This is a genomic window from Arthrobacter oryzae, from assembly GCF_003634095.1.
GTDB classification, from domain to species: domain Bacteria; phylum Actinomycetota; class Actinomycetes; order Actinomycetales; family Micrococcaceae; genus Arthrobacter; species Arthrobacter oryzae.
Map to the genome: position 1 here is coordinate 39,993 of NZ_RBIR01000001.1, position 24,524 is coordinate 64,516.

General features: G+C 67.7%; 18 protein-coding genes and 2 tRNA genes. 15 read left to right on the forward strand and 5 right to left on the reverse strand.

The window, feature by feature from the left end:
• Positions 1-106 precede the first annotated feature (106 nt).
• A complete protein-coding gene (locus tag C8D78_RS00230; protein WP_120949907.1) occupies positions 107-1,120 on the forward strand; it encodes an NAD-dependent epimerase/dehydratase family protein in 1,014 nt (337 codons plus the stop codon).
• A gap of 57 nt (positions 1,121-1,177) precedes the next feature.
• Here C8D78_RS00230 and C8D78_RS00235 read toward each other — a convergent pair whose 3' ends face one another.
• The gene (locus tag C8D78_RS00235; protein ID WP_120949908.1) at positions 1,178-1,663 is read right to left on the reverse strand and encodes an OsmC family protein; all 486 of its coding nucleotides are present in this window, start codon (positions 1,661-1,663) and stop codon (positions 1,178-1,180) included.
• Between the two features lie 99 nt (positions 1,664-1,762).
• A complete protein-coding gene (gene pepN / locus C8D78_RS00240) occupies positions 1,763-4,318 on the reverse strand; it encodes an aminopeptidase N (protein WP_120949909.1) in 2,556 nt (851 codons plus the stop codon).
• A 305-nt stretch (positions 4,319-4,623) separates the two neighbouring features.
• Between pepN and C8D78_RS00250 the strand changes: the two genes are divergently transcribed.
• From C8D78_RS00250 to C8D78_RS00260, 3 genes are all read left to right on the forward strand, one after another.
• Positions 4,624-5,625: a hypothetical protein gene (locus tag C8D78_RS00250; RefSeq protein ID WP_120949911.1), complete on the forward strand. Its 1,002-nt coding sequence runs from the start codon at positions 4,624-4,626 to the stop codon at positions 5,623-5,625.
• 226 nt (positions 5,626-5,851) lie between these two features.
• A complete protein-coding gene (locus tag C8D78_RS00255) occupies positions 5,852-6,343 on the forward strand; it encodes a ribose-5-phosphate isomerase (RefSeq protein WP_120949912.1) in 492 nt (163 codons plus the stop codon).
• Positions 6,343-7,314: an Fpg/Nei family DNA glycosylase gene (locus tag C8D78_RS00260; protein WP_120949913.1), complete on the forward strand. Its 972-nt coding sequence runs from the start codon at positions 6,343-6,345 to the stop codon at positions 7,312-7,314. Before C8D78_RS00255 ends, C8D78_RS00260 begins: the two co-directional genes overlap by 1 nt.
• 206 nt (positions 7,315-7,520) lie before the next feature.
• Here the strand turns inward: C8D78_RS00260 and C8D78_RS00265 are convergent.
• Positions 7,521-7,594 (reverse strand) — tRNA-Gly (locus C8D78_RS00265).
• A gap of 131 nt (positions 7,595-7,725) precedes the next feature.
• On the opposite strand from C8D78_RS00265, the gene C8D78_RS00270 reads away from it, so the two are divergent.
• The 8 genes from C8D78_RS00270 (at position 7,726) to C8D78_RS00305 (ending at position 15,625) form a co-directional block, all read left to right on the forward strand.
• Positions 7,726-7,800: transfer RNA gene (locus C8D78_RS00270), tRNA-Pro, on the forward strand.
• Between the two features lie 67 nt (positions 7,801-7,867).
• Positions 7,868-9,250 carry a trigger factor gene (tig, locus tag C8D78_RS00275; RefSeq protein WP_120949914.1) on the forward strand — a complete coding sequence of 461 codons (1,383 nt, stop codon included), beginning with the start codon at positions 7,868-7,870 and terminating at the stop codon, positions 9,248-9,250.
• 249 nt (positions 9,251-9,499) lie between these two features.
• Positions 9,500-10,138, forward strand: a complete 639-nt coding sequence (locus C8D78_RS00280; RefSeq protein ID WP_120949915.1) for an ATP-dependent Clp protease proteolytic subunit — start codon at positions 9,500-9,502, stop codon at positions 10,136-10,138.
• A 38-nt stretch (positions 10,139-10,176) separates the two neighbouring features.
• The gene (locus C8D78_RS00285; protein ID WP_120950607.1) at positions 10,177-10,836 is read left to right on the forward strand and encodes an ATP-dependent Clp protease proteolytic subunit; all 660 of its coding nucleotides are present in this window, start codon (positions 10,177-10,179) and stop codon (positions 10,834-10,836) included.
• A gap of 131 nt (positions 10,837-10,967) precedes the next feature.
• Positions 10,968-12,248, forward strand: a complete 1,281-nt coding sequence (gene clpX / locus C8D78_RS00290; RefSeq protein ID WP_120949916.1) for an ATP-dependent Clp protease ATP-binding subunit ClpX — start codon at positions 10,968-10,970, stop codon at positions 12,246-12,248.
• A gap of 89 nt (positions 12,249-12,337) precedes the next feature.
• Positions 12,338-12,970 carry a mycothiol-dependent nitroreductase Rv2466c family protein gene (locus C8D78_RS00295; protein WP_279629512.1) on the forward strand — a complete coding sequence of 211 codons (633 nt, stop codon included), beginning with the start codon at positions 12,338-12,340 and terminating at the stop codon, positions 12,968-12,970.
• A 363-nt stretch (positions 12,971-13,333) separates the two neighbouring features.
• A complete protein-coding gene (locus C8D78_RS00300) occupies positions 13,334-15,175 on the forward strand; it encodes a glycoside hydrolase family 15 protein (RefSeq protein ID WP_120949917.1) in 1,842 nt (613 codons plus the stop codon).
• Between the two features lie 156 nt (positions 15,176-15,331).
• Positions 15,332-15,625, forward strand: coding sequence for a putative quinol monooxygenase (locus C8D78_RS00305; protein ID WP_120949918.1), 294 nt, complete (start codon positions 15,332-15,334; stop codon positions 15,623-15,625).
• 92 nt (positions 15,626-15,717) lie between these two features.
• Here the strand turns inward: C8D78_RS00305 and valS are convergent, their stop codons facing one another.
• Positions 15,718-18,336 (reverse strand): valine--tRNA ligase, encoded by a 2,619-nt coding sequence (gene valS, locus C8D78_RS00310; protein WP_120949919.1) that lies wholly within the window; start codon positions 18,334-18,336, stop codon positions 15,718-15,720.
• A 50-nt stretch (positions 18,337-18,386) separates the two neighbouring features.
• Here valS and C8D78_RS00315 point away from each other — a divergent pair, with 50 nt between their 5' ends.
• Together C8D78_RS00315 and C8D78_RS00320 are read left to right on the forward strand one after the other, a co-directional pair.
• The gene (locus tag C8D78_RS00315; RefSeq protein WP_120949920.1) at positions 18,387-18,776 is read left to right on the forward strand and encodes a DUF488 domain-containing protein; all 390 of its coding nucleotides are present in this window, start codon (positions 18,387-18,389) and stop codon (positions 18,774-18,776) included.
• 27 nt (positions 18,777-18,803) lie between these two features.
• Positions 18,804-19,592: an SDR family oxidoreductase gene (locus tag C8D78_RS00320; RefSeq protein ID WP_120949921.1), complete on the forward strand. Its 789-nt coding sequence runs from the start codon at positions 18,804-18,806 to the stop codon at positions 19,590-19,592.
• Between the two features lie 73 nt (positions 19,593-19,665).
• Here the strand turns inward: C8D78_RS00320 and C8D78_RS00325 are convergent, their stop codons facing one another.
• Positions 19,666-20,739: an endonuclease/exonuclease/phosphatase family protein gene (locus C8D78_RS00325; protein WP_244208164.1), complete on the reverse strand. Its 1,074-nt coding sequence runs from the start codon at positions 20,737-20,739 to the stop codon at positions 19,666-19,668.
• 415 nt (positions 20,740-21,154) lie between these two features.
• Between C8D78_RS00325 and ileS the strand changes: the two genes are divergently transcribed.
• Complete coding sequence (gene ileS / locus C8D78_RS00330; RefSeq protein ID WP_120949922.1) at positions 21,155-24,523, forward strand: isoleucine--tRNA ligase; 3,369 nt, start codon at positions 21,155-21,157, stop codon at positions 24,521-24,523.
• Position 24,524: the final 1 nt, after the last annotated feature.

Sequence of the window (24,524 nt, forward strand, 5' to 3'; positions counted from 1 at the left end):
TGGTAACTGTTGGTGCTCACGGTGCAGTTGTTCAACTACGTGCCGGCGTTCGCCGGCCGCATAACGCACTGTCCTCATTCAACATTAGCGCCGTACCGTGGCACCCATGCGCATCCTCATTCTTGGCGGTACGGCCTTCCTCTCCGCAGAAATAGCCCGGCGGGCCCTGATCTCCGGGCATGACGTCACCTGCCTGGCCCGCGGAACCCTCGCCGCACCGCCCGCCGGAGCCACGTGGGTGCGGGCGGACCGATCCCAGGGGAAGGCCGCCTACGCGCCGGTGGCAGGTGAAGGTTCCGGCGCGGCCGGATGGGACGCCGTGATCGACGTTGCGCGGGACCCCGTGCACGCCCGCGAGGCGCTTGAGGCACTGGCGGGAGCCGCCAGGCACTGGACCGTCATTTCCAGCTGCTCGGTCTACGCGGACCATTCCGTCGCCGGAGCAGCCGAAAATGCGCCGGTGCTCCCGCCGCTGGCTCCCGGTAGTGAACTGACGATGGAACACTACGGAGAAGCCAAGTCCGCGATTGAACACTGGGCGCTCGCGTTGGCGGGGGACAAGGCGCACCTCTGCCGCGCGGGGCTGATCGGAGGCCCCGGAGACGGGTCGGATCGTTACGGGTACTGGCCGGCCCGCTTCGCCCGGGACGATGATCCGGTCCTGGTCCCGGACATCCCCGCCGACCCCACCCAGATCATCGATGTCCGCGACCTCGCGGCCTGGGTTGTCGCTGCGGCGGAGATGCAAGTCACCGGCGCGTTGAACGCCGTCGGCGAGATCGTGCCTTTTGCGTCCTACCTGCAGGCATGCCGGCAGCTCGCGGGCGGCAATTCCCGGATGGTGGCGGCCCCGGGAGAATGGTTGGCCGGGCGCGGGGTGAACTACTGGGCCGGTCCCGATTCGCTGCCGCTCTGGTTGCCGCCAGGCCACGACGGCTTTGCGGCCCGGAGCAACACCGCCGCCACGGCCGCAGGGCTGCGGCTCCGGCCGTGGACGCAGACACTGCGCGACACGCTCGAGGACGAACGCCGTCGTGGCCTGAGCCGGGAGCGCAAGGCGGGCCTGAGCCCGGAAAAGGAACGGACGGTTTTGGCCGACTACCAGGCTCAGCCCGCCTGAGCGGCCCCGTCCTGTCGGCAGACGCTGTTCCTGCAGACGCGGCCCGCCGGCGCGGTATCAGTCCGCCAGGGGCTCCGCCACGGTGGTGGGCTGGTGCAGCACAGGGAAGTTGACGCTGCGGGCGATGAAGCAGACCTTGTTGGCCTCGGCGTGGAGCTCCTCGAGGAGTTCCGGGGCGACCGGTTTCGCGACCGTCACAGCGGGCTTGAGCGTGACGGATTCGAATTGCCCGCTGCCGTCCCGGTTGGTCCGCATCAGGCCCTCGGCCCGGTCCTCATAGGCCGTCACCACCACACCGTGCTTCACGGCCACGTGCAGGAATGAGAGCATGTGGCACTGCGAGAGCGCGGCCAGAAGCAGCTGTTCGGGGTTGTAGCGCTGGCGGTCCCCGTGGAAGGTCGGATCAGCCGAGCCGCGCAGCACCGGCAGCCCGGGGATCTCCACGTCGTGGTCCCGTGAGTAGCCGCGGTACGAGGACGTGCCTGCCCCGAGATTCCCGGTCCAACGGACAGTCAGCGCGTAGCGGTGTTCGTCAAGGCTCATGGGTCCAGCCTAGGGCACGTCCCGGTCCGGCCTGCCGGCACGCAAAGGGCCGTCCCGGCGATGCGGAACGGCCCCTGCTGCGGGAAAGCGGCTGTACTCCTAGCCGACGTCGGCGCGCCGGGCCCGCAAGGCGCGTTCAACGCCGTCGCGGTTTTCCAGCATCATCCGGCGCAGCGCGGCGCTGTCCTCCGGCAGCGACGCAAGGAACTCATCCGTGCGGTCCACGGTGGCCTGCGTGGTCAGCTGGGCCGGGTAGAGCCCGACGACGATCTGCGAGGCCAGCGCGTGCGTGCGGTTGGCCACGATGCCGGGGACGGCCTCGAAGTACTTCTCGGCGTACGGTTCCAGCAGGGAGGTGTCCAGGACCCGGGTGAAGCCGGTTACCGCGGAGCCCTGCAGGGCGTTGGACAGATCGCCCTTGACCACAATGGATTCCCAGGCCGCGGCCTTGGCCTCCGGCGTGGGGATGGCCGCCTTCGCGAGGGCCGCCGCGTTCTGGCCGTTGGAGGTGTTGTCGTGCGCCAGTTCCTCGTCGATCCGCTCCTGAGCGGCGCGCCCGCCCGCCACCAGGGACGTGAGCAGCTCCCACCGCAGGTCCTGGTCAACGCTCAGGCCGTCGAGGATGCGCGAGCCGTCCAGCAGCCCGGACACCGTGTCCAGCTGCCCGGCGCTGCGGGCCAGCAGGGCGTAGGACTTCACGAACTGCAGCTGGGCGTCGGAGCCGGGGGCAACGGCCGAGGCGAGGTCCCAAAGCCGGTCGGCCGCGGCCACGGTGGTGGCTTCCTGGTGTTCCTCGGCCACGTAGAAGGTCAGCGTGGTGGCGAGCTGCCGGAGCTGGACCAGGATGACGGAGGAATCGGATTCCTCGGCAATGTTGGCGAGGATCAGGTCCACGTAGCCGCGGGCCGGGGTTTCGCCGTCGCGCGCCGCGTCCCAGGCCGAGCCCCACACGAGGGTGCGGGGGAGGCTCTGGCTGAAGTCCTTCAGGTGGGCGGTGGCGGTGGCGAGGGACTTCGGATCCAAACGGACCTTGGCGTAGGCGAGGTCGTCGTCGTTGAGCAGGACCAGGTCCGGCGTTGCCAGCCCGGCCAGGGCCGGAACCTCGGTGCGCTCGCCGTCGACGTCGAGCTCCTCGCGGTGCACGCGCTCCAGCTTGCCGGCGCCGTTGAGGTTGTAGAACCCGATGGCCAGGCGGTGCGGGCGGAGCGTCGGCTCGCTCTCGATCGCCGACTGCACGATGGCGAACGAGCCGATGGTGCCGTCGGCGTCCGCCGTGATTTCCGGCGTCAGGGTGTTGACGCCGGCGGTCTCCAGCCAGAGCTGCCCCCACTTTTCGAGGTCGCGGCCGCTGGCCTTCTCAAGCTCGGCCATGAGGTCGCTGAGCTCGGTGTTCTGCCAGGCGTGCTTGCTGAAGTACTCGCGGACGCCGGACATGAATTCTTCCGGGCCCACCCAGGCGACGAGCTGGCGCAGCACCGAGGCGCCCTTGGCGTAGGTGATGCCGTCGAAGTTGACCTCGACGTCCTGGAGGTCGTTGATCTCGGCGAAAATCGGGTGCGTGGTGGGCAGCTGGTCCTGCCGGTAGGCCCAGGATTTTTCCATGGAGGCGAACGTGGTCCAGGCATGGTCAAACCGGGTGTTCTCCACGGCGGCCAGATGGGACATGTATTCGGCGAACGACTCGTTGAGCCAGAGGTCGTTCCACCAGCGCATCGTCACGAGGTCGCCGAACCACATGTGCGCGAGCTCGTGCAGGACCGTGATGGCGCGCCGTTCCACCTGGGCGTCGGTGACCTTGCCGCGGAAGACGTAGCCCTCCAGGATGGTCACGGCGCCGGCGTTCTCCATGGCGCCGGCGTTGAACTCCGGCACGAAGAGCTGGTCGTACTTCTCGAACGGGTACGGGCAGCCGAACTGGGCCTCGAAGAACTCGAAGCCCTGCCGGGTGAGTTCGAAGATGTTGTCCGCGTCGAGGTACTGCATGAGGGACTTGCGGGCGAAGATGCCCAGCGGGGTGACCTTGCCCTCGGCGGAGGTGACCTCGCTGCGGACCGACTGGTACGGGCCGGCGATCAGTGCCGTGACATAGGAGGAGAGCCGCGGCGTGGGCGTGAACTCCCAGACGGAGCGGGCGCCGCCGTCCAGGCCGGGGATGGTTTCCACCGGCGCCGGGGTGGGGGAGTTGGAGATGACGTCCCAGTGGGACGGGGCCGTGACGGTGAAAGTGAAGCTGGCCTTGAGGTCAGGCTGTTCGAACACGGCGAACATGCGCCGTGAATCGGGGACCTCGAACTGGGTGTAGAGGTACACCTCGTTGTCCACCGGATCGACGAAGCGGTGCAGGCCCTCTCCGGTGTTCATATAGGGCGCGTCGGCGACCACCAGCAGGTGGTTCTCGGCCTCCAGATCCGGGAGCTGGATCCGGACGCCGTCGGAAACCTCGGCCGGATCGAGGTCACGGCCGTTGAGGCTCACGCTGTGTACTGCGTGGGTTACTGCGTCGATGAAGGTCGAAGACCCCGGCTTCGCCCGGAACTTCACGGCGGTCGTGGACCCGAAGACTTTCTCGCCGCGCGTCAGGTCCAGGCTGACCTCGTAGGACTCGACGTCGATGTGGGTGGCGCGCTCGCGGGCTTCGGCGCGGGTGAGGTTCATACCGGGCAAAGGGGCCTCCAGAAGAAGTTGGATACTGCCGGACGGCCGCAGCCGCCGGCGATACTGTGAAATCATTCTTTCACGACACCGGCCGGTGGCAAGGTAGTCCGATCACAAAGTCTTTCCCGGGCGCTTCGCGGAAGTCCGCCGGCACCCTCTCCATCGATTTGCCGCAGAGGGCCGCTACGCCACACTCCTTAGCGGCCATTCGCGTCAAGTGGGTGCGCCGGGCGGCGGGCATCGACCTCCTGACCTGCGCACACGTCCCCGGATCTCTCCAGTCCCGGCCGGGGTAGCGTTGGAGCATGGGAAAATTCCGGGACTCAGTCGATGTCAGGGCGCTGCGCTTTGCTATCGGATTCCCGCTGCTGCTGGCTGTCGGATTCGTCGTGTGTGCCCTGCTGGTGCGCCCGGAACTGCCCGAGCCGCTGGCCGTCCGCTGGACCGACTCCGGCGCCGCCGACTTCGCGCCGTTCGCTGCGGTCACGGGTGCCGGTGCCTCGCTGATCATTGTGGTGGGATGGGCCGTGCTGTTCCAAGCCGTGCCGCTGTCCCGCCCCGCAATGATGCGCCGCATCATGATGGGCGCCGGGTTGTCCATGAGCCTTTTCATCACAACCGTCCTCGCCGCGGTGCTCGTGGGCCAACTGGGGCTGGCGGATGCGCGCGAATCCCACGTGGATGCCTCTGTCCTGGCACTCGGCAGCGGCGCGGCCGTCGGCCTGGGCGTCGTCATGGGCTTCGTGTTCAAGGCCGACGAACGCTGGTCCGTCGATGACGACGTGGCCGTGCGGCAGGCCCTCGAGCGCGAGCGGGACCCGGAGCTGGCCCGGGACACCGTCAGCCTCTGGGTCCACGCCCGCAGTTCAATCTTTGTCATGCTCGGCATTGCGACGGTCCTGCCCGCCGCCCTCCTCACCATTGCCGTGCCCTGGCTGGCGGCGCTCCTGGTAGCTGTGGCGCTGGTGGCCGCGGCGTTCCTGTTTGCGCGGATCCGAGTTGACCGCAGCGGCCTGCGGGTCTTCGCTGCCGGAATCATCCGGGTGATGGACGTGCCGGCCGCGGCCATCGACGCCGCCACGCCCAAGGACGTCCGGGCGGCGGATTACGGCGGGTGGGGCTACCGGATCCACGGCAACACCACCGCCCTGCTGGTCAGCAGCGGACCCGCGGTGGTCATCGACCGCGCGGACGGACGCCGGCTGGCAGTCAGCGGGGGAACCGCAGTCTCGGCCGACAACCTTTCCCAGACCCTGTCCCGGGTCGCCGACAGGGCCCGGCACGGCGGCGGGCCACCCGCCCCGTAACACGGGCATGTAACTCGGGCATGTAACTCGGGCATGTGACAGGGCCCCCGTAACTCGGGCATGTAACAGGCCCCGGTAACTCGGGCATGTAACACGAGCGCACAGGGGCGATCCGGGCCCGCGGGGCACCGTCCCGGAAGGCCCGGCCTAGTAGGCTTGGACCAGCCCCCAACCGCCCCCAACCGCCCCCGGCCGCCGTCTGGCGCCGCAACTGAACGGAATCGCCGTGACCCTTTCTGACTTCCCGCGCGTGCACATTGCCACCGACCACGCCGGAATGGAGCTCAGCGCCCACCTCGTCAACTACCTCAGCGCCAAGGGCTACGAGGTTGTGGACCACGGACCGAAGGTCTACGACGCGCTCGATGACTACCCGTCGTTCTGCATCAACGCCGCACTCGCAGTCGTCGCGGACCAGCAGGCCGGAACCCGCGCACTGGGCATCGTGCTCGGCGGCTCCGGCAACGGCGAACAGATTGCCGCCAACAAGGTCAGGGGTGTGCGCGCCGCCCTGGCCTGGAACCTGTCCACGGCCCGGCTCGCCCGCGAACACAACGACGCCAACGTGGTAGCCGTCGGCGGCCGCCAGCACAGCGTGGACGAGGCGACCGCTATTATCGAAGCCTTCCTGACCGAGCCGTTCAGCCAGGACGAACGCCACGTCCGGCGGATCGGCAAGATCGCCACCTACGAGCGCACCGGCGAAGTTGTGCAGTAGTGCCGGAGGGGCACTCCGTCCACCGGCTGGCGCGCCAGTTCGATGACGTATTCACGGGGGAGCGGCTGAGCGTCGCGAGCCCGCAGGGGCGGTTCGCGCCTGGTGCGGCCCTGTTGGACGGCCACGTCATGACCGCCGCGGCCGCCCACGGGAAGCACCTCTTCCTCGAGTTCGACCACGGACTGGTCCTGCACGTGCACCTGGGCCTATACGGCGCCTGGAATTTCGGCGGGGATGCCACCTTCCGCGGAGCGTCCAGCATCGGCGCGCCCCGGAAGGTGGGGGAGCGGGAGGTTTATGACGTCGCCGCCGAACCTGCCGCGCCCACCCCCGGAGCGTCGGCTGCGGCCTCCCCTGCTTACGCGGGGCCGCCGGAACCGGTGGGGGCCGTCCGCGTCCGGCTGGTGGGCACTCACGGCTGGGCGGATCTGCGCGGCGCCACCACGTGCGCGGCCATCACCGTCGCTGAAGCGGCGGCCGTCCTCGCCCGCCTGGGCCCGGACCCGCTGCGCAACCTTCCCGGCGACCGCGACGCCTTCGCGGCCACCCTGGCGGGCAAACGCACGGCCGTGGCGTCCCTGCTCATGGACCAGAAGGTGATTGCCGGCGTCGGGAACGTCTACCGCGCCGAACTGTTGTTCAGGCAGCGGCTGAACCCCTGGCTGCCCGGGAATGCACTATCGCCGGACGCGGCGCGCCGGCTCTGGGACGACACCGCGGCCATGATGTCCCACGGCGTCCGGGACGGCCGGATTATTACGACGCCGCCGCAGTATTGGGACGCAACGTCGCGGGGCAGGCCCGGCCGCGGCGAGCCGGGCGGCACTGCAGAAAAACTCCCCGAGCCGGCGGAGGCTCACTTCGTTTACCGCAGACACGGCCTCGGCTGCCGGGACTGCGGCACTGCAGTTGCGCTCACGGAACTCGGGGCGCGGAAACTGTACTGGTGCCCGCAGTGCCAGCAGGCCTGATCCCGAATAGCTGCCCCGGGTCGGCGCCGGCTGCTCCGTGACGGCCCTTTTGAACCGCCAGAAGGGCAGTGGCGGAGCAGCCGATGAGGGGTGCGGGGACGTGACAGTGGGTTTCTTGGGGGGCGTAGCGCACGCCGACAAGGTGACGGGGAACGAAAAAAGCCCCTTAGGTGAGGGGCTTTTCTGTTGGTGCCTTGCGGCTGTCCTGGAGGGGACGACGGGAATCGAACCCGCATCATCAGTTTGGAAGACTGAGGCTTTACCACTAAGCTACGTCCCCGGGGGCGATGCTGGATTCCAGCAAAACTTCCGGTCGGCTGTTCAAGCCGGATACCACTAAACCTAATGCAGGGCCCCGGTGTCAAATGTGCAAATCGGCGCAGTATGACCGTAGACTGTTCTGTGCACTTACGGGGTGTAGCTCAGCTTGGCTAGAGCGCCTGCTTTGGGAGCAGGAAGTCGCAGGTTCAAATCCTGTCACCCCGACTCTGCAAGGACTGCCAGCACGTGGCAATGCAGAACCCCATCCCCCCACACCAGGAGTACTTAGACTGTGAAGAGCGCTGTCGAGAACCTCACCCCCACGCGGGTCAAGCTCAATGTTGAGGTCCCTTTTGAGGAATTGAAGCCCAGCATCGCAGAGGCATACAAGACTGTTGCTTCGCAGATCCAGGTCCCCGGTTTCCGCAAGGGCAAGGTCCCCTCCAAGCTCATTGACCAGCGCGTCGGCCGCGGCTACGTCCTGGAGACGGCCATCAACGAAGGCCTCAACGGCTGGTACCAGGCTGCCGTGCAGGAAACCGGTATCCGCCCGCTGAGCCGTCCCGAGGTTGAGATCACCGAGGTTCCGGACCCGTCCGCCACCGACGGCGAGCTCAAGTTCCACGCCGAGGTTGACATCCGCCCCGAAATCGAGCTGCCCGACTACGCCGGGATCAAGGTTGAAGTTGCTGCCGCCGAGTCCTCGGACGCCGACGTCGACAAGGCCCTGGACGAGCTCCGCGGCCGCTTCGGCACCTTGAAGTCCGTGGACCGCCCGGCCGCCGACGGCGACTTCCTCACCATCGACATCGCTGCCTCGATCGACGGCGCCGAAGTTGATTCCGCGGCAGGACTGTCCTACCAGGTCGGCGCCGGCACCATGCTCGAAGGCCTCGACGAGGCCGTCACCGGCCTGAGTGCCGACGAGGACGCCATCTTCGACACCACCTTGGTGGGTGGCGACCACGCCGGCGAGTCCGCCCAGGTCAAGGTCACCGTCAAGGCCGTCAAGGAGCGCGAGCTCCCCGTCGCCGACGACGACTTCGCCCAGCTCGCCAGCGAGTTCGACACCCTGGCCGAGCTCCGTGAGGACCTCGCCAAGCAGGCCGCCGAGTCCAAGGTTGTCGAGCAGGGCGTCGAGGCCCGCGACAAGGTCCTGGACAAGCTCGTTGAGCTCGTCGCGGTCCCCGTCCCGGAATCGATCGTCGAAGAGCAGCTGGAACAGCACTTCAGCGCCGAGAACGCCCACGGTGACGGCGAGCACGACACTGAGGAGCACCGCGCCGAGGTCAAGGCCAACACCGAGCGCGCCTTCCAGAACGAGATCATCCTTGACGCGATCGCCGAGAAGGAAGAAGTCAACGTCAGCCAGAACGAGCTGATTGACTACATCGTCACCACCGCCGGCCAGTACGGCATGGACCCGAACCAGTTCGCCCAGATCATCGATCAGAGCGGCCAGGTCCCCATGATGGTTTCCGAGGTCCGCCGCCGCAAGGCACTGGCCGTTGTCTTGGGCCAGGCCGAGGTTACCGACTCCGAGGGCAACAAGGTTGACCTGAGCGATTTCGTCCGCCCCGGCGACGAGGCCGCCCCGGCCGCCGAGTCGGCTGACGAAGCAGCAGACGCTGCCGAGGCCACGCCGAGCGATGACCCCGCAGCAGTGAAGTTCTAGCAGTCCCTGGGACTTAGAACAGTCGGCCCCCGGATCACGGATCCGGGGGCCGTCTGTTTTAAGCCCGCCCGGGATTAAACCCCCCGCGCATCGGACGTGCGCCGTCAGCGAACAGCCCGGCGCCAGCGAACAAAGCGGCCGTGAAAACGGTTAGTGTCGCTGTAGGAAAGTTCAGTGATGTCGTCCAGTGACGTCACCGTCGCCAGCGAGAGGTAAGTACATATGTCACAGCAAGCAGGGGCGCCCCGGATGGCCACGGTCGATCCGGCAGCCCAGGATAACTACATTTACAACCGCCTGCTGAAAGAGCGCATCATCTGGCTCGGCTCCGAGGTCCGCGACGAGAACGCCAACGCGATTTGCTCGCAGCTGCTGCTGCTTTCGGCCGAGAACCCTGAGAAGGACATCTACCTCTACATCAACTCTCCCGGCGGCTCCGTGACCGCCGGCATGGCCATCTATGACACCATGCAGTTCATCCCGAACGATGTTGTCACCGTGGCAACCGGCTTGGCCGCGTCCATGGGCCAGTTCCTGCTCTCCTCCGGGACCAAGGGCAAGCGCTACGCCACCCCCAACGCCCGCATCCTCATGCACCAGCCCTCCGGCGGCATCGGCGGCACGGCGTCGGACATCAAGATCCAGGCCGAGCTGATCCTGCACATGAAGAAGGTCATGGCCGAGTTGACCGCTGACCAGACCGGCCAGTCCGTGGACACTATCCTCAAGGACAACGACCGCGACAAGTGGTTCACGGCCCCGGAAGCCCTGGAATACGGCTTCTTCGACAAAATCGCCGCGCACGCAGGATCCGTGGCCGGCGGCGGCGGAACCAACGCCAACGGCTCCGGCAACGGCGGCGGCGCTGCGACCGCCACCGAGAACTGACCGGCACGTAGACAGCAATGAATTCAGGAGCAATGAACATGAACTACAACTTCGGTTCGACTGCCGGCAACCTGCCGACCAGCCGCTACGTGCTGCCCCAGTTCGAAGAGCGCACCCCCTACGGCTTCAAGCGCCAGGACCCGTACACCAAGCTGTTCGAGGACCGCATCATCTTCCTCGGCGTCCAGGTTGACGACGCCTCGGCGGACGACGTGATGGCCCAGCTGCTGGTGCTCGAGTCCACCGACCCGGACCGCGACATCACGCTCTACATCAACTCCCCGGGCGGGTCCTTCACCGCCATGACCGCGATCTACGACACCATGACGTACATCCGGCCGGAGATCCAGACCGTCTGCCTCGGCCAGGCGGCCAGCGCGGCAGCCGTGCTGCTCGCGGCCGGTACGCCGGGCAAGCGCCTCGCGCTGCCGAACGCCCGCGTGCTGATCCACCAGCCCTCACTGTCCGGCGGACAGGGCGGGCAGGCCTCAGACCTGGAGATCCAGGCCGCCGAGGTGATGCGCATGCGCTCCTGGCTCGAGGACACGCTGGCCAAGCACTCCGGCCGGACGCCGGAGCAGGTCAACAATGACATCGAGCGGGACAAGATCCTCACGGCCGCCGAGGCCATGCAGTACGGTCTCATCGACCAGGTCCTGGATTCCCGCAAGATCAAGCCCCAGGCAATCGCGCGCTAATCAGCAATTCCCGACGCCGGTGCGGTGCTTTTACTTGGCCGCACCGGCGTCCGCTTTCCACCCAACAGGCTCATTGTGACCTAGAGTGGAACATGTCACTGCCAGCAGCAAGCTACTAAAGGGGTTCACACATGGCTCGGATTGGCGAGAGCACTGATCTGCTGAAGTGTTCTTTCTGCGGAAAGAGCCAGAAGCAGGTCCGCAAGCTTATTGCCGGGCCCGGCGTCTACATCTGCGATGAGTGCATCGAGCTCTGTAACGAGATCATCGAAGAGGAACTCGCCGAAGTAGCCGACCTCGGCAGTTTCGAACTGCCCAAGCCCCGCGAAATCTTCGATTTCCTGCAGGAATATGTGATCGGGCAGGAACCCGCCAAGCGGTCCCTCGCGGTGGCGGTGTACAACCACTACAAGCGGATCCAGGCCGGCCACGCGCCCAAGAGCGGCAGCCTCGCCGACGGCGTGCACCACGACGACGTCGAGATCGCCAAATCCAACATCCTGCTGATCGGCCCCACCGGCTGCGGCAAGACGTACCTGGCCCAGACGCTGGCCCGCCGCCTCAACGTCCCGTTCGCGGTGGCCGACGCCACGGCCCTGACCGAGGCCGGCTACGTCGGTGAAGACGTCGAGAACATCCTCCTCAAGCTCATCCAGGCCGCCGACTATGACGTCAAGAAGGCCGAACAGGGCATCATCTACATCGATGAGATCGACAAGATCTCCCGCAAGAGCGAAAACCCGTCCATCACCCGGGACGTCTCGGGCGAGGGCGTGCAGCAGGCGCTCCTGAAAATCCTCGAGGGCACCGTGGCCTCGGTCCCGCCCCAGGGCGGACGCAAGCACCCGCACCAGGAATTCATCCAGATCGACACCACCAACGTGCTGTTCATCGTGGCCGGTGCTTTTGCGGGGCTCGAGGACATCATCGGGTCCCGTTCCGGACGCAAGGGCATCGGGTTCGGCGCCCCCCTCAACGAGGTCAAGAACACCACGGATTCCTACGGCGAGGTCATGCCGGAGGACCTGCTCAAGTTCGGGCTGATCCCGGAATTCATCGGCCGGCTGCCCGTCATTACGACCGTCTCGAACCTGGACCGCGCGGCGCTTATCCAGATCCTGTCCACGCCGAAGAATGCCCTCGTCAAGCAGTACCAGAAGATGTTCCAGCTCGACGGCGTCGAACTCGTCTTTGACGACGATGCGCTCAACACCATCGCCGATCAGGCGCTCGAACGCGGCACGGGTGCCCGCGGGCTGCGGGCCATCATGGAGGAAGTGCTGCTTCCGGTCATGTTCGACCTGCCGAGCCGCGACGACATCGCCACGGTGGTGATCACTGAGGACGTCGTGTCGAAGAAGGCCGCGCCCACGATGATCGGCCACGATGTCAAGCGCCGCAAGTCCGCCTGATCTGGAATAAATAAGACGCACCGGTCGCTGTCCTAATCAGACGCGCCCGGTGCGCACCTTTTCCCCACGACTTCCCTAGGAGATCATCTGTGTCTGAATCCCTGACCACTCAAGCAGAGACCAACAAGGCCGATTTCTGGTTCGACCCGATGTGCCCCTTCGCCTGGGTCACTTCCCGCTGGATCGGCGAAGTGGAAGAAGTCCGCGACATCAAGACCGAGTGGCACGTGATGAGCCTCGCCGTGCTGAATGATGGCCGTGAGGAGCTCCCCGAGCAGTACAAGGAGTTCATGAAGAAGGCATGGGCCCCGGTCCGCGTCATCACGGCAGCCGCCGAGCAGCACGGTGCCGAGTACATCAAGCCGCTCTACGACGCCATGGGCACCAAGATCCACAACGAGGGCATCGAGGATATCGACGAGGTCATTGCCAAGTCACTGGCCGAGGCGGGACTGCCGGCCGGCCTGGCCGCGGCAGGACAGTCGGACGAATTCGATCCGCAGCTCCGCGCCAGCCACGAGGCCGGCATCTCCCTGGTCGGCCAGGACGTCGGCACCCCCGTGGTCGCCTTCAACGGCACGGCCTTCTTCGGCCCGGTCCTGACACGCATCCCGCGCGGCGAGGAAGCCGGCCGCCTCTGGGACGCCACCGTGACGCTGGCATCCTTCCCGTACTTCTTCGAAATCAAGCGCAGCCGGACCGAAAGCCCCGTCTTCGACTAGGCCCCGGATGCCGCGCCGCGCACCGCTCCCGGCGCGCGGCGCGGCCCGCCTCAGGCCCCGGAAGAACTACTCCCATGTAGTTCATCCGGGGCTCTTGTGCATGCCAAACCGGAGGAGAACAATAGAACTTACCCACTTCGAAAGAAGCGGGACGCAGGAACCAAAGATTCAGTGACACTCATCTGACGCAGCCTTCGGCAAAGCCAGATGATGGCTACCAGTGACGAGGTAGGAAGACCTGGACATCTGAGGATCCCGCCAGATTGTCTAAGACGTCACGTGACAATCGAAAAGTCGAAGCCCCACCAACGGCTAACGCTGATGGGGCTTCCCCTTTGCCCAAAAACTGGTCAGAGTGTGCCCATGAGTAATGTCCAGGGCAATGAACCCATTGCGGACTATGCCCTCCTTTCCGACTGCCGCTCCGCTGCGCTGGTCAGTGCGGCCGGCTCCGTGGACTGGCTCTGCTTCCCGCGCTTCGACAGCCCCTCGGTGTTCGGCCGCATTCTCGGCCAGGACGCGGGCTTCTGGTCGGTCCGCCCGGCAGGAAAATATCGTTCCACCCGCCGCTACCTGGGACCCACGATGGTGCTGGAGACTACCCATACCGCCGCTGACGGCCGCCTGAGCGTCACGGAGGCCCTCGCCCTGGGGGACGGCAGGAGGGGGCACGATCTCGGGGCGGATTCCCCCGGCGCCTTGCTGCGTCAGCTGTCCTGCACCGAGGGCTCCGTCGAGGTCGACATCGTCCTCAGCGCGCGTCCGGACTACGGGCTGTCCAGTCCGATTCTGCGCGCGGCGGACGGCGGCATCGTGATCAGCGCCGGGGCCGCGGCGGCGTCGTTCTCGGCGCCGGTATCGTTCCGGCTCGGTCAGGGGACCGCGCGGACAAGAGTGACCCTCCGCGCCGGGGACGTTCTTGGATTCGCCCTCCACACCGGGACCCGCGGGAACGGGGACCCGGTCTTCTGGAGCCAGGCGGAGATCGCCCGCCGGCTAGGGGACACTTTGCAGGGCTGGACCAGCTGGTCCCGGCTCCACCAGGGCTACCGCGGCCCCTGGCAGGAACTCGTCGCCGGCAGCGGACGGGTCCTGCAGGCACTGAGTTTCTACCCCACCGGCGCGATCGTGGCTGCGCCGACAACATCCCTGCCCGAGGTCTCCGGCGGAACCCGCAACTGGGACTACCGGTACACCTGGATCCGGGACGCGAGCATGACCCTGCAGGCACTCTGGGTGGCAGCCTGCCCGGACGAGGCGGGCAAGTTCTTCCAGTTCCTGGCGACTGCGGCGGCCCGCCAGCTTGCCGCCGGCGAGGAGCTCCAGATCATGTTCGGCATCGGCGGGGAACGCGAACTGCCCGAACGGGAACTGAACCACCTGCCGGGCTGGCGTGCCAGCGCCCCGGTCCGGGTGGGCAACGGGGCCTGGAACCAGCGCCAACTCGACGTCTACGGGGAACTGCTCGACGCCGCCGCCAGGCTGCCGGAATATCTTGCGGACCTGGCGCCGGAGACACGCCGGTTCCTCGCCGACGCCGCGGACGCGGCCGCCTCCCGCTGGCAGGCCGCCGACCACGGCATCTGGGAGGTCCGCGGCGAGCCACGCCACTACCTGCACTCCAAGCTGATGTGCTGGGTGGCCGTCGACCGTGCCATCTCCCTCGCCGGGCTCCTGCAGGCCGCCGATCGGGTTCCGCGCTGGGACGCCGCGCGGGCCCGGATTGCGGCGTCCATCCGGGCCGAGGGATGGAGTGACGCTGCGAACGCCTACACCCAGGCCTACGGTTCCGTGGACCTCGACGCGTCCGCCCTACTCCTCTCCATCACGGGATTCCTCCCGGCGGACGACCCCGGCGTCCTCGCCACGCTTGAGGCGGTCGAGGAGCGGCTCACGGACCGCCGCGGCCTCGTCTACCGCTACCTGGCCGACGACGGCATCCCGGGGGAGGAGGGGACGTTCCTCCTGTGCACCTTCTGGCTGGCCCACGCCCTGGCCCTCGCCGGACGCACGGACCGGGCCCGTGCCGTCTTCGAGCGGGCTGCCGGATTCGCCACGGACCTGGGCCTGATGTCCGAGGAAGTTGCGCCGGGCAGCGGCGAACTGCTGGGGAACTTCCCGCAGGCGTTCAGCCACATCGGCCTGATCAATGCCGCCTGGGCAATCAGCGAGGCGGAGCGCCGGCACCTGGAAGCCGGCACCTAGCAGCGGACGCCGGCCTGCGGGGCCGGACCGAAGGAACAAGTCCGGAGGCTCCGGTGTTGCCGCCAGTGGCAGGCACCCGGTCCGGCGTCGTGATGTGAACGCATCCCGCGCGGCGGCGTGCCGTGTCCCGAGCCCACCTACGAACATTGGAGCACCATGCCCATCACCGCCCATCTTGACCTGGTCCTCAAAGCCGAAGCCCTGCCCACGGCCCCGGCCGTGCTCCGCGACATCCTTGCCGATACCCGGGCGTTTGACGGCTGCCTCGGCGTCGAGGTCCTGGTTGACAGCACCGATCCGGCGCACGTCCTCGTGGTGGAACAGTGGGCGTCCCCGGAGCGCGACGCCGCCTACCGCGCGTGGCGTGCCGGCGACGGCGCGAGCGGGCTGGGCGAGCTTTTGGCCGCCCCGCCGGTGCTGACGCACTTCGAGACGTCCTTTAGTATCTGAGGCCGCCCGGACGCACAAGGGCCCCCGCCCGGATCAGGACTGCTTCCCTGAGCCGGACCGGGGGCCCTTTTGTGTGCTGTTCCTGCCGGGAGCTACGCCTGCGCGGGCTCCTCGGGAGCTGCCAGCACGACGTCGCTGACGGCGAGCTCGCCCTCGCCGGCGACGAGCGCCAATTCACGCGCGTTGGCCGCGGCCTTGAGATCGGCGAGCCCGGCCTTCAGCTGCGTCGTGAGGGATTCAGAGGCCGTGATCGTCGCGGACAGCACCTCGGTGCGCTGCTTGACCTTGGCCTCGGACTTGGCCTTGCGGATGCCGCTGAGGGCAGTGCCGACCGTGGCCAGGAGGGTCGTGTCGCCGTCGACCGCGACGGCGGACGGCCACTGGGCTCGGTGCACGGAACCGGTGCGCCACCAGCCCCAGACCTCCTCCGTGGCGAACGGCAGGAACGGCGCGAAGAGCCGCAAGAGGGTGTCCAGGCTGGTCGCCAGCGCAGCCAGCACGGACGCCTGCTGCTCCTCGCCGGCGGCACCATAGGCCCGGTCCTTGATGAGCTCCACGTAGTCGTCCGTGAAGTTCCAAAAGAAGCTCTCCGTGATCTGCAGCGCCCGGGCATAGTCGTAGCCCTCGAACGCCTTCGTGGCCTGCTGGACGACGTCGGCGAGCTGGGCCAGGACGGCCCGGTCCAGCGGGTTGCTCAGCACGGACAGGTCGCCGGAAACCACCGAGTCCTCGGTGGCGCCCAGGTTCAGGACAAACTTGGAGGCGTTCAGGAGCTTGATGGCCAGGCGGCGGCCGATCTTCATCTGGGCGATTTCGTAGGCGGTGTCCGCGCCGAGTTTGGCCGAGGCCGCCCAGTAGCGCACGGCGTCGGAGCCGTATTCCTCCAGGACATCGGTGGGCACAATGACGTTGCCCTTGGACTTGGACATCTTCTTCCGGTCCGGGTCCAGGATCCAGCCGGAGATGGCGGCGTGCTTCCACGGCGCGGTCTTCTGCAGCGCGTCGGCGCGGACGGCGGAGGAGAAGAGCCAGGTCCGGATGATGTCGTGCCCCTGCGGGCGGACGTCGAACGGGTAGACCTTGGCGAAGAGTGCCTCGTCGGTGCTCCAGCCGCCCACAATCTGCGGGGTCAGCGAGGACGTGGCCCAGGTGTCCAGGACGTCCGCGTCGCCGGTGAAGCCGCCCGGCACGTCGCGCCGGGCCTCCTCGTAGCCGGGGGCTGCGTCGGCGGCCGGGTCCACGGGGAGCTGGGCATCGGACGGGACGATCGGCGCGTCGTATTCGGGGTTGCCGTCGGCGTCGAGCGGGTACCAGACCGGTACCGGCACGCCGAAGAAGCGCTGGCGGGAGACGAGCCAGTCGCCGTTGAGCCCGGAGATCCAGTTCTCGTAGCGGGAGCGCATGAAGGCGGGGTGGAACTCGATCTCGTTGCCGCGGCCGATCAGCCGTTCGCGGCGGTCCTCGTCGCGGCCGCCGTTGCGGATGTACCACTGGCGCGAGGTGACCACCTCGAGGGGCTTATCGCCCTTCTCGAAGAAGTTCACCGGGTGCATGATCTTCTTCGGCTCGCCGTCGAGCAGTTCCGCGGCGGACAGGAGTTCCACCACCGCTTCCTTGGCGCTGAAGACGGTCTTGCCGGCGATTGCGGCGAAGTTGGCGCGGCCTTCTTCGGTGGTGATCCAGTCAGGGGTCTCGCCCTGGATGCGGCCGTCACGGCCGACGATTGCGCGGGTGGGCAGCTGCAGTTCGCGCCACCAGGTGACGTCGGTGAGGTCGCCGAAGGTGCAGACCATGGCGGCGCCTGAGCCCTTGTCCGCCTTGGCCAGCGGGTGGGCCCTGACCTCCACCTCGACGCCGAACAGGGGAGAGGTGACCTTCTTGCCGAACAGCGGCTTGTAGCGCTCGTCGTCCGGGTTCGCCACGAGCGCTGCGCAGGCGGCCAGCAGCTCGGGGCGGGTGGTCTCGATGAAGATCTTCTCGCCGTCTTCGGTGAAGAACGGGTAGCGGTAGTAGGCGCCCGCGACTTCGCGGTCCTCCAGCTCGGCCTGGGCCACCGCGGTGCGGAAGGTGACATCCCACAGGGTAGGCGCCTCGGCCATGTACGCGTCGCCGGCGGCCAGGTTGGCCAGGAACGCGCGCTGGGAGATGGCGCGGGACTTGTCATCGATCGTGCGGTACGTCAGGTCCCAGTCCACGGACAGGCCCAGGGTCTGGAAGAGGTGCTCGAAGACCTTCTCGTCCTCGACCGCGAGCTCTTCGCACAGCTCGATGAAGTTCCTGCGGGAGACGACGTCGAAGTCGCGCTGGTTCTTGGCGGGCTCGGCCGGGGGGCGGTAGCCGGCGTCGTAGGCGATCGCCGGATCGCAGCGCACGCCGTAGTAATTCTGCACGCGGCGCTCGGTGGGCAGGCCGTTGTCGTCCCAGCCCATGGGGTAGAAGACGTTCTTGCCGGTCATGCGCTGGTAGCGGGCCAGGACGTCGGTCTGCGTGTAGGAGAACATGTGTCCGACGTGCAGGGATCCCGAAGCCGTCGGCGGGGGAGTGTCGATCGAGTAGACCTGTTCCCGGGTGGTCTCCGGGTTGAACTTGTAGGTCCCTTCGTCAAGCCAGCGCCGCGTGAGCGCTGCTTCCAGCCCCTCCAGGGCGGGCTTGTCCGGAACGTTGATGGGGGCGGTGGTGGGCGTGTCTGTACCCTGAGTGTCTTCAGCCATGGGTCAATTCTTCCACGGCGGGCAGTGCTGACCTGCAGTAGCACGCGCAGATGGACAATTCGCCGCAAAGTTCCGCCGGAATCTTCGTGATCAAACGCATCTACGATGGCCCTTCCGACGGCGACGGCTGCCGGGTCCTGGTGGACCGGCTCTGGCCTCGGGGCGTCAGTAAGGAACGGGCCCAACTGGAGCTCTGGCTCAAGGACGTGGCGCCGTCCCCGCCGCTGCGCACGGAGTTCGCGCACATGCAGGAACGGTTCGAGGCCTTCCGCGCGGCCTATGAAGCGGAGCTGGAAACCAATCCGGCCGTGCGGACGCTCCACGCCCTCGCGGCGGAGCACGGGAAAGTGACGCTGCTGTACGGGGCGCGGGACCCGGAGACCAACCATGCCCGCGTGTTGCAGGAGTTCCTGGAGCACGGCGGCAACAGTGGGAAATGAGCCCGGCATTGCCGTTACTGTGGTGCCATGACTGAGGGAATCGACAACAACGGAAATGTAGTCCGCGCCATGGGCACCAAAGCGGCAGTGGTCACCGGAGCCAGCACCGGAATCGGCGACGCCACGGTGCGCGCGCTCCGCAAGGAAGGCTGGACCGTGTTTGCCGTCGCCCGCCGCGCGGACCGGCTTGACGCGCTTGCCGCCGAAACCGGCGCCGTCGCCCTTCCCGCCGACGTTACCGACGACGCCGACGTCGCCCGGCTGCTCGAAGAGGTGACCCGGGCCGGCGGCGCCGACACCCTGATCAACATCGCGGGCGGCGCCCGCGGCGCCGACAAGGTCGCCGAAGCCAAGACCGAGGACTGGGATTGGATGTTCCAGGTCAACGTGCTGGGGAGCATGAAGCTGATCCGTGCGTTCCTTCCCATGCTGCGGGCCTGCGGCGAGGGCACCGTGCTGAACCTGACCTCCACGGCCGGGCTGTCCGCCTACGAGGGCGGCGGCGGCTACAACGCGGCCAAGTTCGCCCAGCACGCCCTCACCGGCGCCCTGCGGCTCGAAGAGGCCGAGCACAACATCCGTGTGATCGAGGTGGCCCCCGGCATGGTCTACACCGAGGAGTTCGCGCTGAACCGCCTTGGCGACCAGGACGCGGCCGCCAAGGTCTACGCAGGGGTCGAGAAGCCGCTCACCGCCGGCGACGTCGCGGACGTGGTCCGCTACGCCGTCTGCGCCCCGCACCACGTCAACCTGGACCAGATCGTGATCCGCCCGGTGGCCCAGGCCTCCAACTTCAAGGTGATCCGCAAGGCCTGACCCTGCGCCGGCCCGGCCGCCGCGCTGACGCCGTCCCGGAACGCTGGCGCGTCGCCGTCCGCGGCGCCGGCGCTCAGCCGTCCGCCGGGACGGTCAGGGTGGCCAGCACCGCCGCGTGGTCAGACCCGGCCACGGGCAGCACGGTGTACCCGCGGCTGCGGATCCCCGGGCTGGTCACTACGTGGTCGATCACCACGCCCGGCAGCGCGAGGCCGGCCATGGGCCACGTCGGAACCAGGCGGGCCAGGGCGGCGGAGCCGGCGTCGACGAGCGGGCCGCCGGGGGCGGTCCCGTCAGTCCCTGCACCGGCGGACCCCGCCAGCATCTGGCGGAACTCGGCGTGGTCCACGGTGGCATTGAAGTCGCCCAACAGCAGCACGTTCCCCGGACGCGCCGCGCGGAGCCCCACGGCCGCCAGTTCGGTCCGCCACTGACCGGCCTCGCCCAACACCGGAGCCGTGGTGTGCACGTTGGTCACGGCGAGGGAGACCGGCCGGCCGGCCGCGTCCTGGCCCAGGTCCACGCGCGCCGTAGGGATATCGAAGGCGGAACCGGGCACCGAGTCCATCGGGACGATCGGGCGGGAGGAGAACACGGCGCCGCCTCCGGCGCCGTCCATCGCGCCGCTGATCCGGTGCGGCAGCAGCGCGCCCAGCCCCTCCGCATCCAGGCGTCTTTCCAGGGCCGGCGAAAATTCCTGGACGGCAAGCAGGGCCACCCCGTGCTCCCGCACCAGCCGGACAATCTCCGCGGCGTCCGCGTGACCCTTCCAGGCGTTTAGGGTCATGACGGTCAGTTCGGCGCCGGGACCGGTCCCCGCGGCCTGCCCGGCGCCCTGGTCCTGCTGCGGCGGATCGGACTGCCGGTCCAGGAGCCCCTGCGCAATCCGGTCCGGCGGGAACAGCCAGAGCAGCTGGAGGGCCAGGAGGGCGCCTGCCGAAAGGACGGTCCACGGCCGCCGTACCGGAAGGGCCAGCACGAGTGCCGCGCCGGCCGGGAGCACGAACCAGGGCGTGAAGGCCACAAGCTGCACCAGGGGCGCCGGCCACGGCGCCGGAACCGTCCGGAAGACGGACACTGCCGCCACGGGAGCGGCGCACAGGGCCGAGGACACCTGCCAGAGGCGGCGTGAGCCGCGGCGTTTCACGGGTGGGCCCGAGGCGGCCGGGGGACGGTCATGGCAGCAGTCTATTCAGCCGGGCCGCCGGCGTCGCCCCTGACAGTGGAGTTTGGCGCGCTGTGAAACGCCGGATTTTCTCCGGTACCATCGACTTAGCAGCTTTGACCCGGCCATCACCGGTGAGCTTCCGGAAGAACGCCCTCTCGTGCGGTGCAGATTCAGTCGCCAGCGCGCGTGCCAGGGCCAGTAGAACCGGACGGGTAAGCCCGTCACAGCAGTAATGAGCGGCCGACGCCGGTGCAGCCCCTTTCTTGAAAGGGTGCGGACTGGCGGCGGTAAGTGAGGTGGTACCGCGGTGCCGGCGTTGTCGCGAGACAGTGCACGGGCCGTCCTCGCATCCTGAATGAATACATGTGTTCGCCGCTCAACCCAGGATGTCGAGATGACTTACTACCCCAAGGCCTCCGCCGCACCCGCAGGCGCCGGTTCCACCAGCTCCGCTTCCAACGCAGCTTCCAACGCCGCTGGCGTATCCGCCTCCGTGAAGTTCCCGGAGATCGAAGAGCGCATCCTCAAGTACTGGGACCAGGACGGCACCTTCCAGGCCAGCATCGACCAGCGTGATTCTGATCTTCCTGGCGGAAAGCCCGGCAGCAACGAATTCGTCTTCTACGACGGCCCGCCGTTCGCCAACGGCCTGCCGCACTACGGCCACCTCCTGACCGGCTACGCCAAGGACCTTGTGGGCCGCTACCAGACCCAGCGCGGACGCCGGGTGGAGCGCCGCTTCGGCTGGGACACCCACGGGCTGCCGGCCGAGCTGGAAGCCATGAAGCAGCTGGGGATGACGGACAAGACCCAGATCGAGGCCATGGGCATCGACAAGTTCAATGACGCCTGCCGTGCCTCGGTGATGAAGTACGCCGACGAGTGGAAGAGCTACGTCACCCGCCAGGCCCGCTGGGTGGACTTCGAGAACGACTACAAGACGCTCAACGTGGAGTACATGGAGTCCGTGCTCTGGGCCTTCAAGCAGCTGCACGAAAAAGGCCTGACGTACAACGGCTACCGCGTGCTGCCGTACTGCTGGAAGGACGAGACGCCGCTGTCCAACCATGAGCTGCGCATGGACGACGACGTCTACAAGAACCGCCAGGACCAGACGGTCACCGTCACGTTCCCCATCACGGCAGGGGAGTCCGGGCTGTCCCGGCAGCTCGCCGGGGTGCAGGCGCTCGCCTGGACCACCACGCCCTGGACGCTGCCCACCAACCTGGCGCTCGCCGTCGGACCCGGCATCAGCTACGTGGTCCTGCCTGCCGGCCCGCACGGGATCAAGGCCGCCGCGGCCGATGCCCCCGTCACGGGGAGCTTCCTGCTCGCCGCGGACCTCCTGGGCGCGTACGCCAAGGACCTCGGCTACGGCGACGGCGCCGAGGGCGCGGCCGCAGCGGAAGCCGCGGTCACCTCCCGCCACACCGGCGCCGAGCTCGAAGGCTTGAGCTACGAGCCGCTCTGGGACTACTTCCACGACGCCGAGAAGTACGGCACCGAGAACGCCTGGCGTTTCCTCGTGGCCGACTACGTCACCACCACCGACGGCACCGGAATCGTCCACCAGGCCCCCGCCTACGGTGAAGACGACCAGAAGGTCTGCGAAGAGGCCGGCATCCCCGTGGTCCTCTCGGTCGACGAGGGCGCCAAATTCCTGCCGCTCTTCGGCCACGGCGACCTCGCCGAGATCGCCGGGCTGCAGGTCTTCGAGGCCAACAAGCCCATCACCCAGGTGCTCCGGGCGCAGGGCCGCCTGGTCCGCCAGGCCAGCTACGAGCACAGCTACCCGCACTGCTGGCGCTGCCGCAACCCGCTGATCTACCGCGCCGTGTCCTCCTGGTACGTCGAGGTCACCAAGTTCAAGGACCGCATGTCCGAGCTGAACCAGAAGATCAACTGGATCCCGGGCAACGTCAAGGACGGCCAGTTCGGCAAGTGGCTCGCCAACGCCCGCGACTGGTCCATCAGCCGCAACCGCTACTGGGGAAGCCCCATCCCGGTCTGGCAGTCCACGGACCCGGACTACCCACGCACCGACGTCTACGGCTCGCTCGCCGAGATCGAGGCCGACTTCGGCCGCCTGCCGCTGAACAACGACGGCCAGGTGGACCTGCACCGGCCCTTCATCGACGAGCTCACCCGCCCGAACCCGGATGACCCCCGCACCCCGGAAGAAGGCCAGTCCGTCATGCGCCGCGTCGAGGACGTCCTGGACGTCTGGTTCGACTCCGGCTCCATGCCCTACGGCCAGGTGCACTACCCGTTCCAGAACGAGGAATGGTTCGACACCCACAACCCGGCGGACTTCATCGTCGAGTACATCGGCCAGACCCGCGGCTGGTTCTACATGCTGCACATCCTCTCCACCGCGCTGTTCGACCGCCCGGCCTTCCGCAACGTCATCAGCCACGGCATCGTCCTGGGCTCCGACGGGCAGAAGATGTCCAAGAGCCTGCGCAACTACCCGGACGTCTCCGAGGTCCTGGACCGGGACGGCTCCGACGCCATGCGCTGGTTCCTCATGTCCAGCCCGATCCTGCGCGGCGGGAACCTCGTGGTCACCGAGCAGGGCATCCGCGACGGCGTCCGGCAGGTCATCCTGCCGCTGTGGAACGTGTACAGCTTCTTCACGCTGTACACCAATGCAGCAGCCGGCGGGCGAGGGTACGATGCGAAGCTGCGCTACGACGGCTACGCCGACACCCTGGACCAGTACCTGATGGCCAACACGGGCGAGCTCGTCCGGAACATGACCGCCCAGCTGGACAGCTACGACATCTCCGGCGCCTGCGACGAGCTGCGCGGCTACCTGGACATGCTCACCAACTGGTACGTCCGCCGCAGCCGCCAGCGCTTCTTCGACGAAAACGTCGACGCCTTCGACGCCCTCTACACGGCGCTCGAAACCGTGTGCCGTGTCGCGGCGTCGCTGCTGCCCCTGATCTCCGAGGAGATCTGGCGCGGGCTTACCGGCGGCCGCTCGGTCCACCTGGCCGACTGGCCGGACGCGGAGCTGTTCCCGGCCAATCCGGAACTGGTCGAGGCGATGGACCGGGTGCAGCAGATCTGCTCCACCGGCTCCTCGCTGCGCAAGGCGGCGAACCTGCGCGTGCGCCTGCCGCTGCAGGAACTCACCGTTGTGGCACCCGGCGCGGACGCGCTCGGAGGCTTCGCCGGCGTCGTCGCCGATGAGTTGAACCTGCGCTCCGTCCGGCTGCTCGACGCCGACGCCGCCTCCCCGGAGGAGTTCGGCATCGAGCAGAAACTCGTGGTCAACGCCCGGGCCGCGGGACCGCGCCTGGGCAAGAACGTCCAGCAGGCCATCAAGGGCTCCAAGTCCGGCGACTGGTCCGTCAGCGACGCCGGGGTGGTCACCGCGGGCGGCCTCGAGCTCGAACCGCAGGAATACACGCTGGAAACCGTCGTGGCGGAAGCCGCGGAGGGCGAAGGGTCGCGCGCAGCGGCCGTGCTCCCCGGCGGCGGCTTCGTGGTCCTCAACACCGAGGTGACCCCGGAACTTGAGGCCGAAGGCATGGCGCGTGACATGGTCCGCGCCATCCAGCAGGCCCGCAAGGACGCCGGACTAAATGTCAGCGACCGCATCAGCACCTCCGTCACGGCGAAGCCGGACGTCGTCGAGGCCCTGCTGGCCAACGCCGAGCTCGTCAAGACCGAAACCCTGACCATCGAGCTGGAAACCGTGACGGCCGACGTCAAGGAACCGCAGGTCAGTGTTGCTAAGAAAGTTGGAGCCTAAG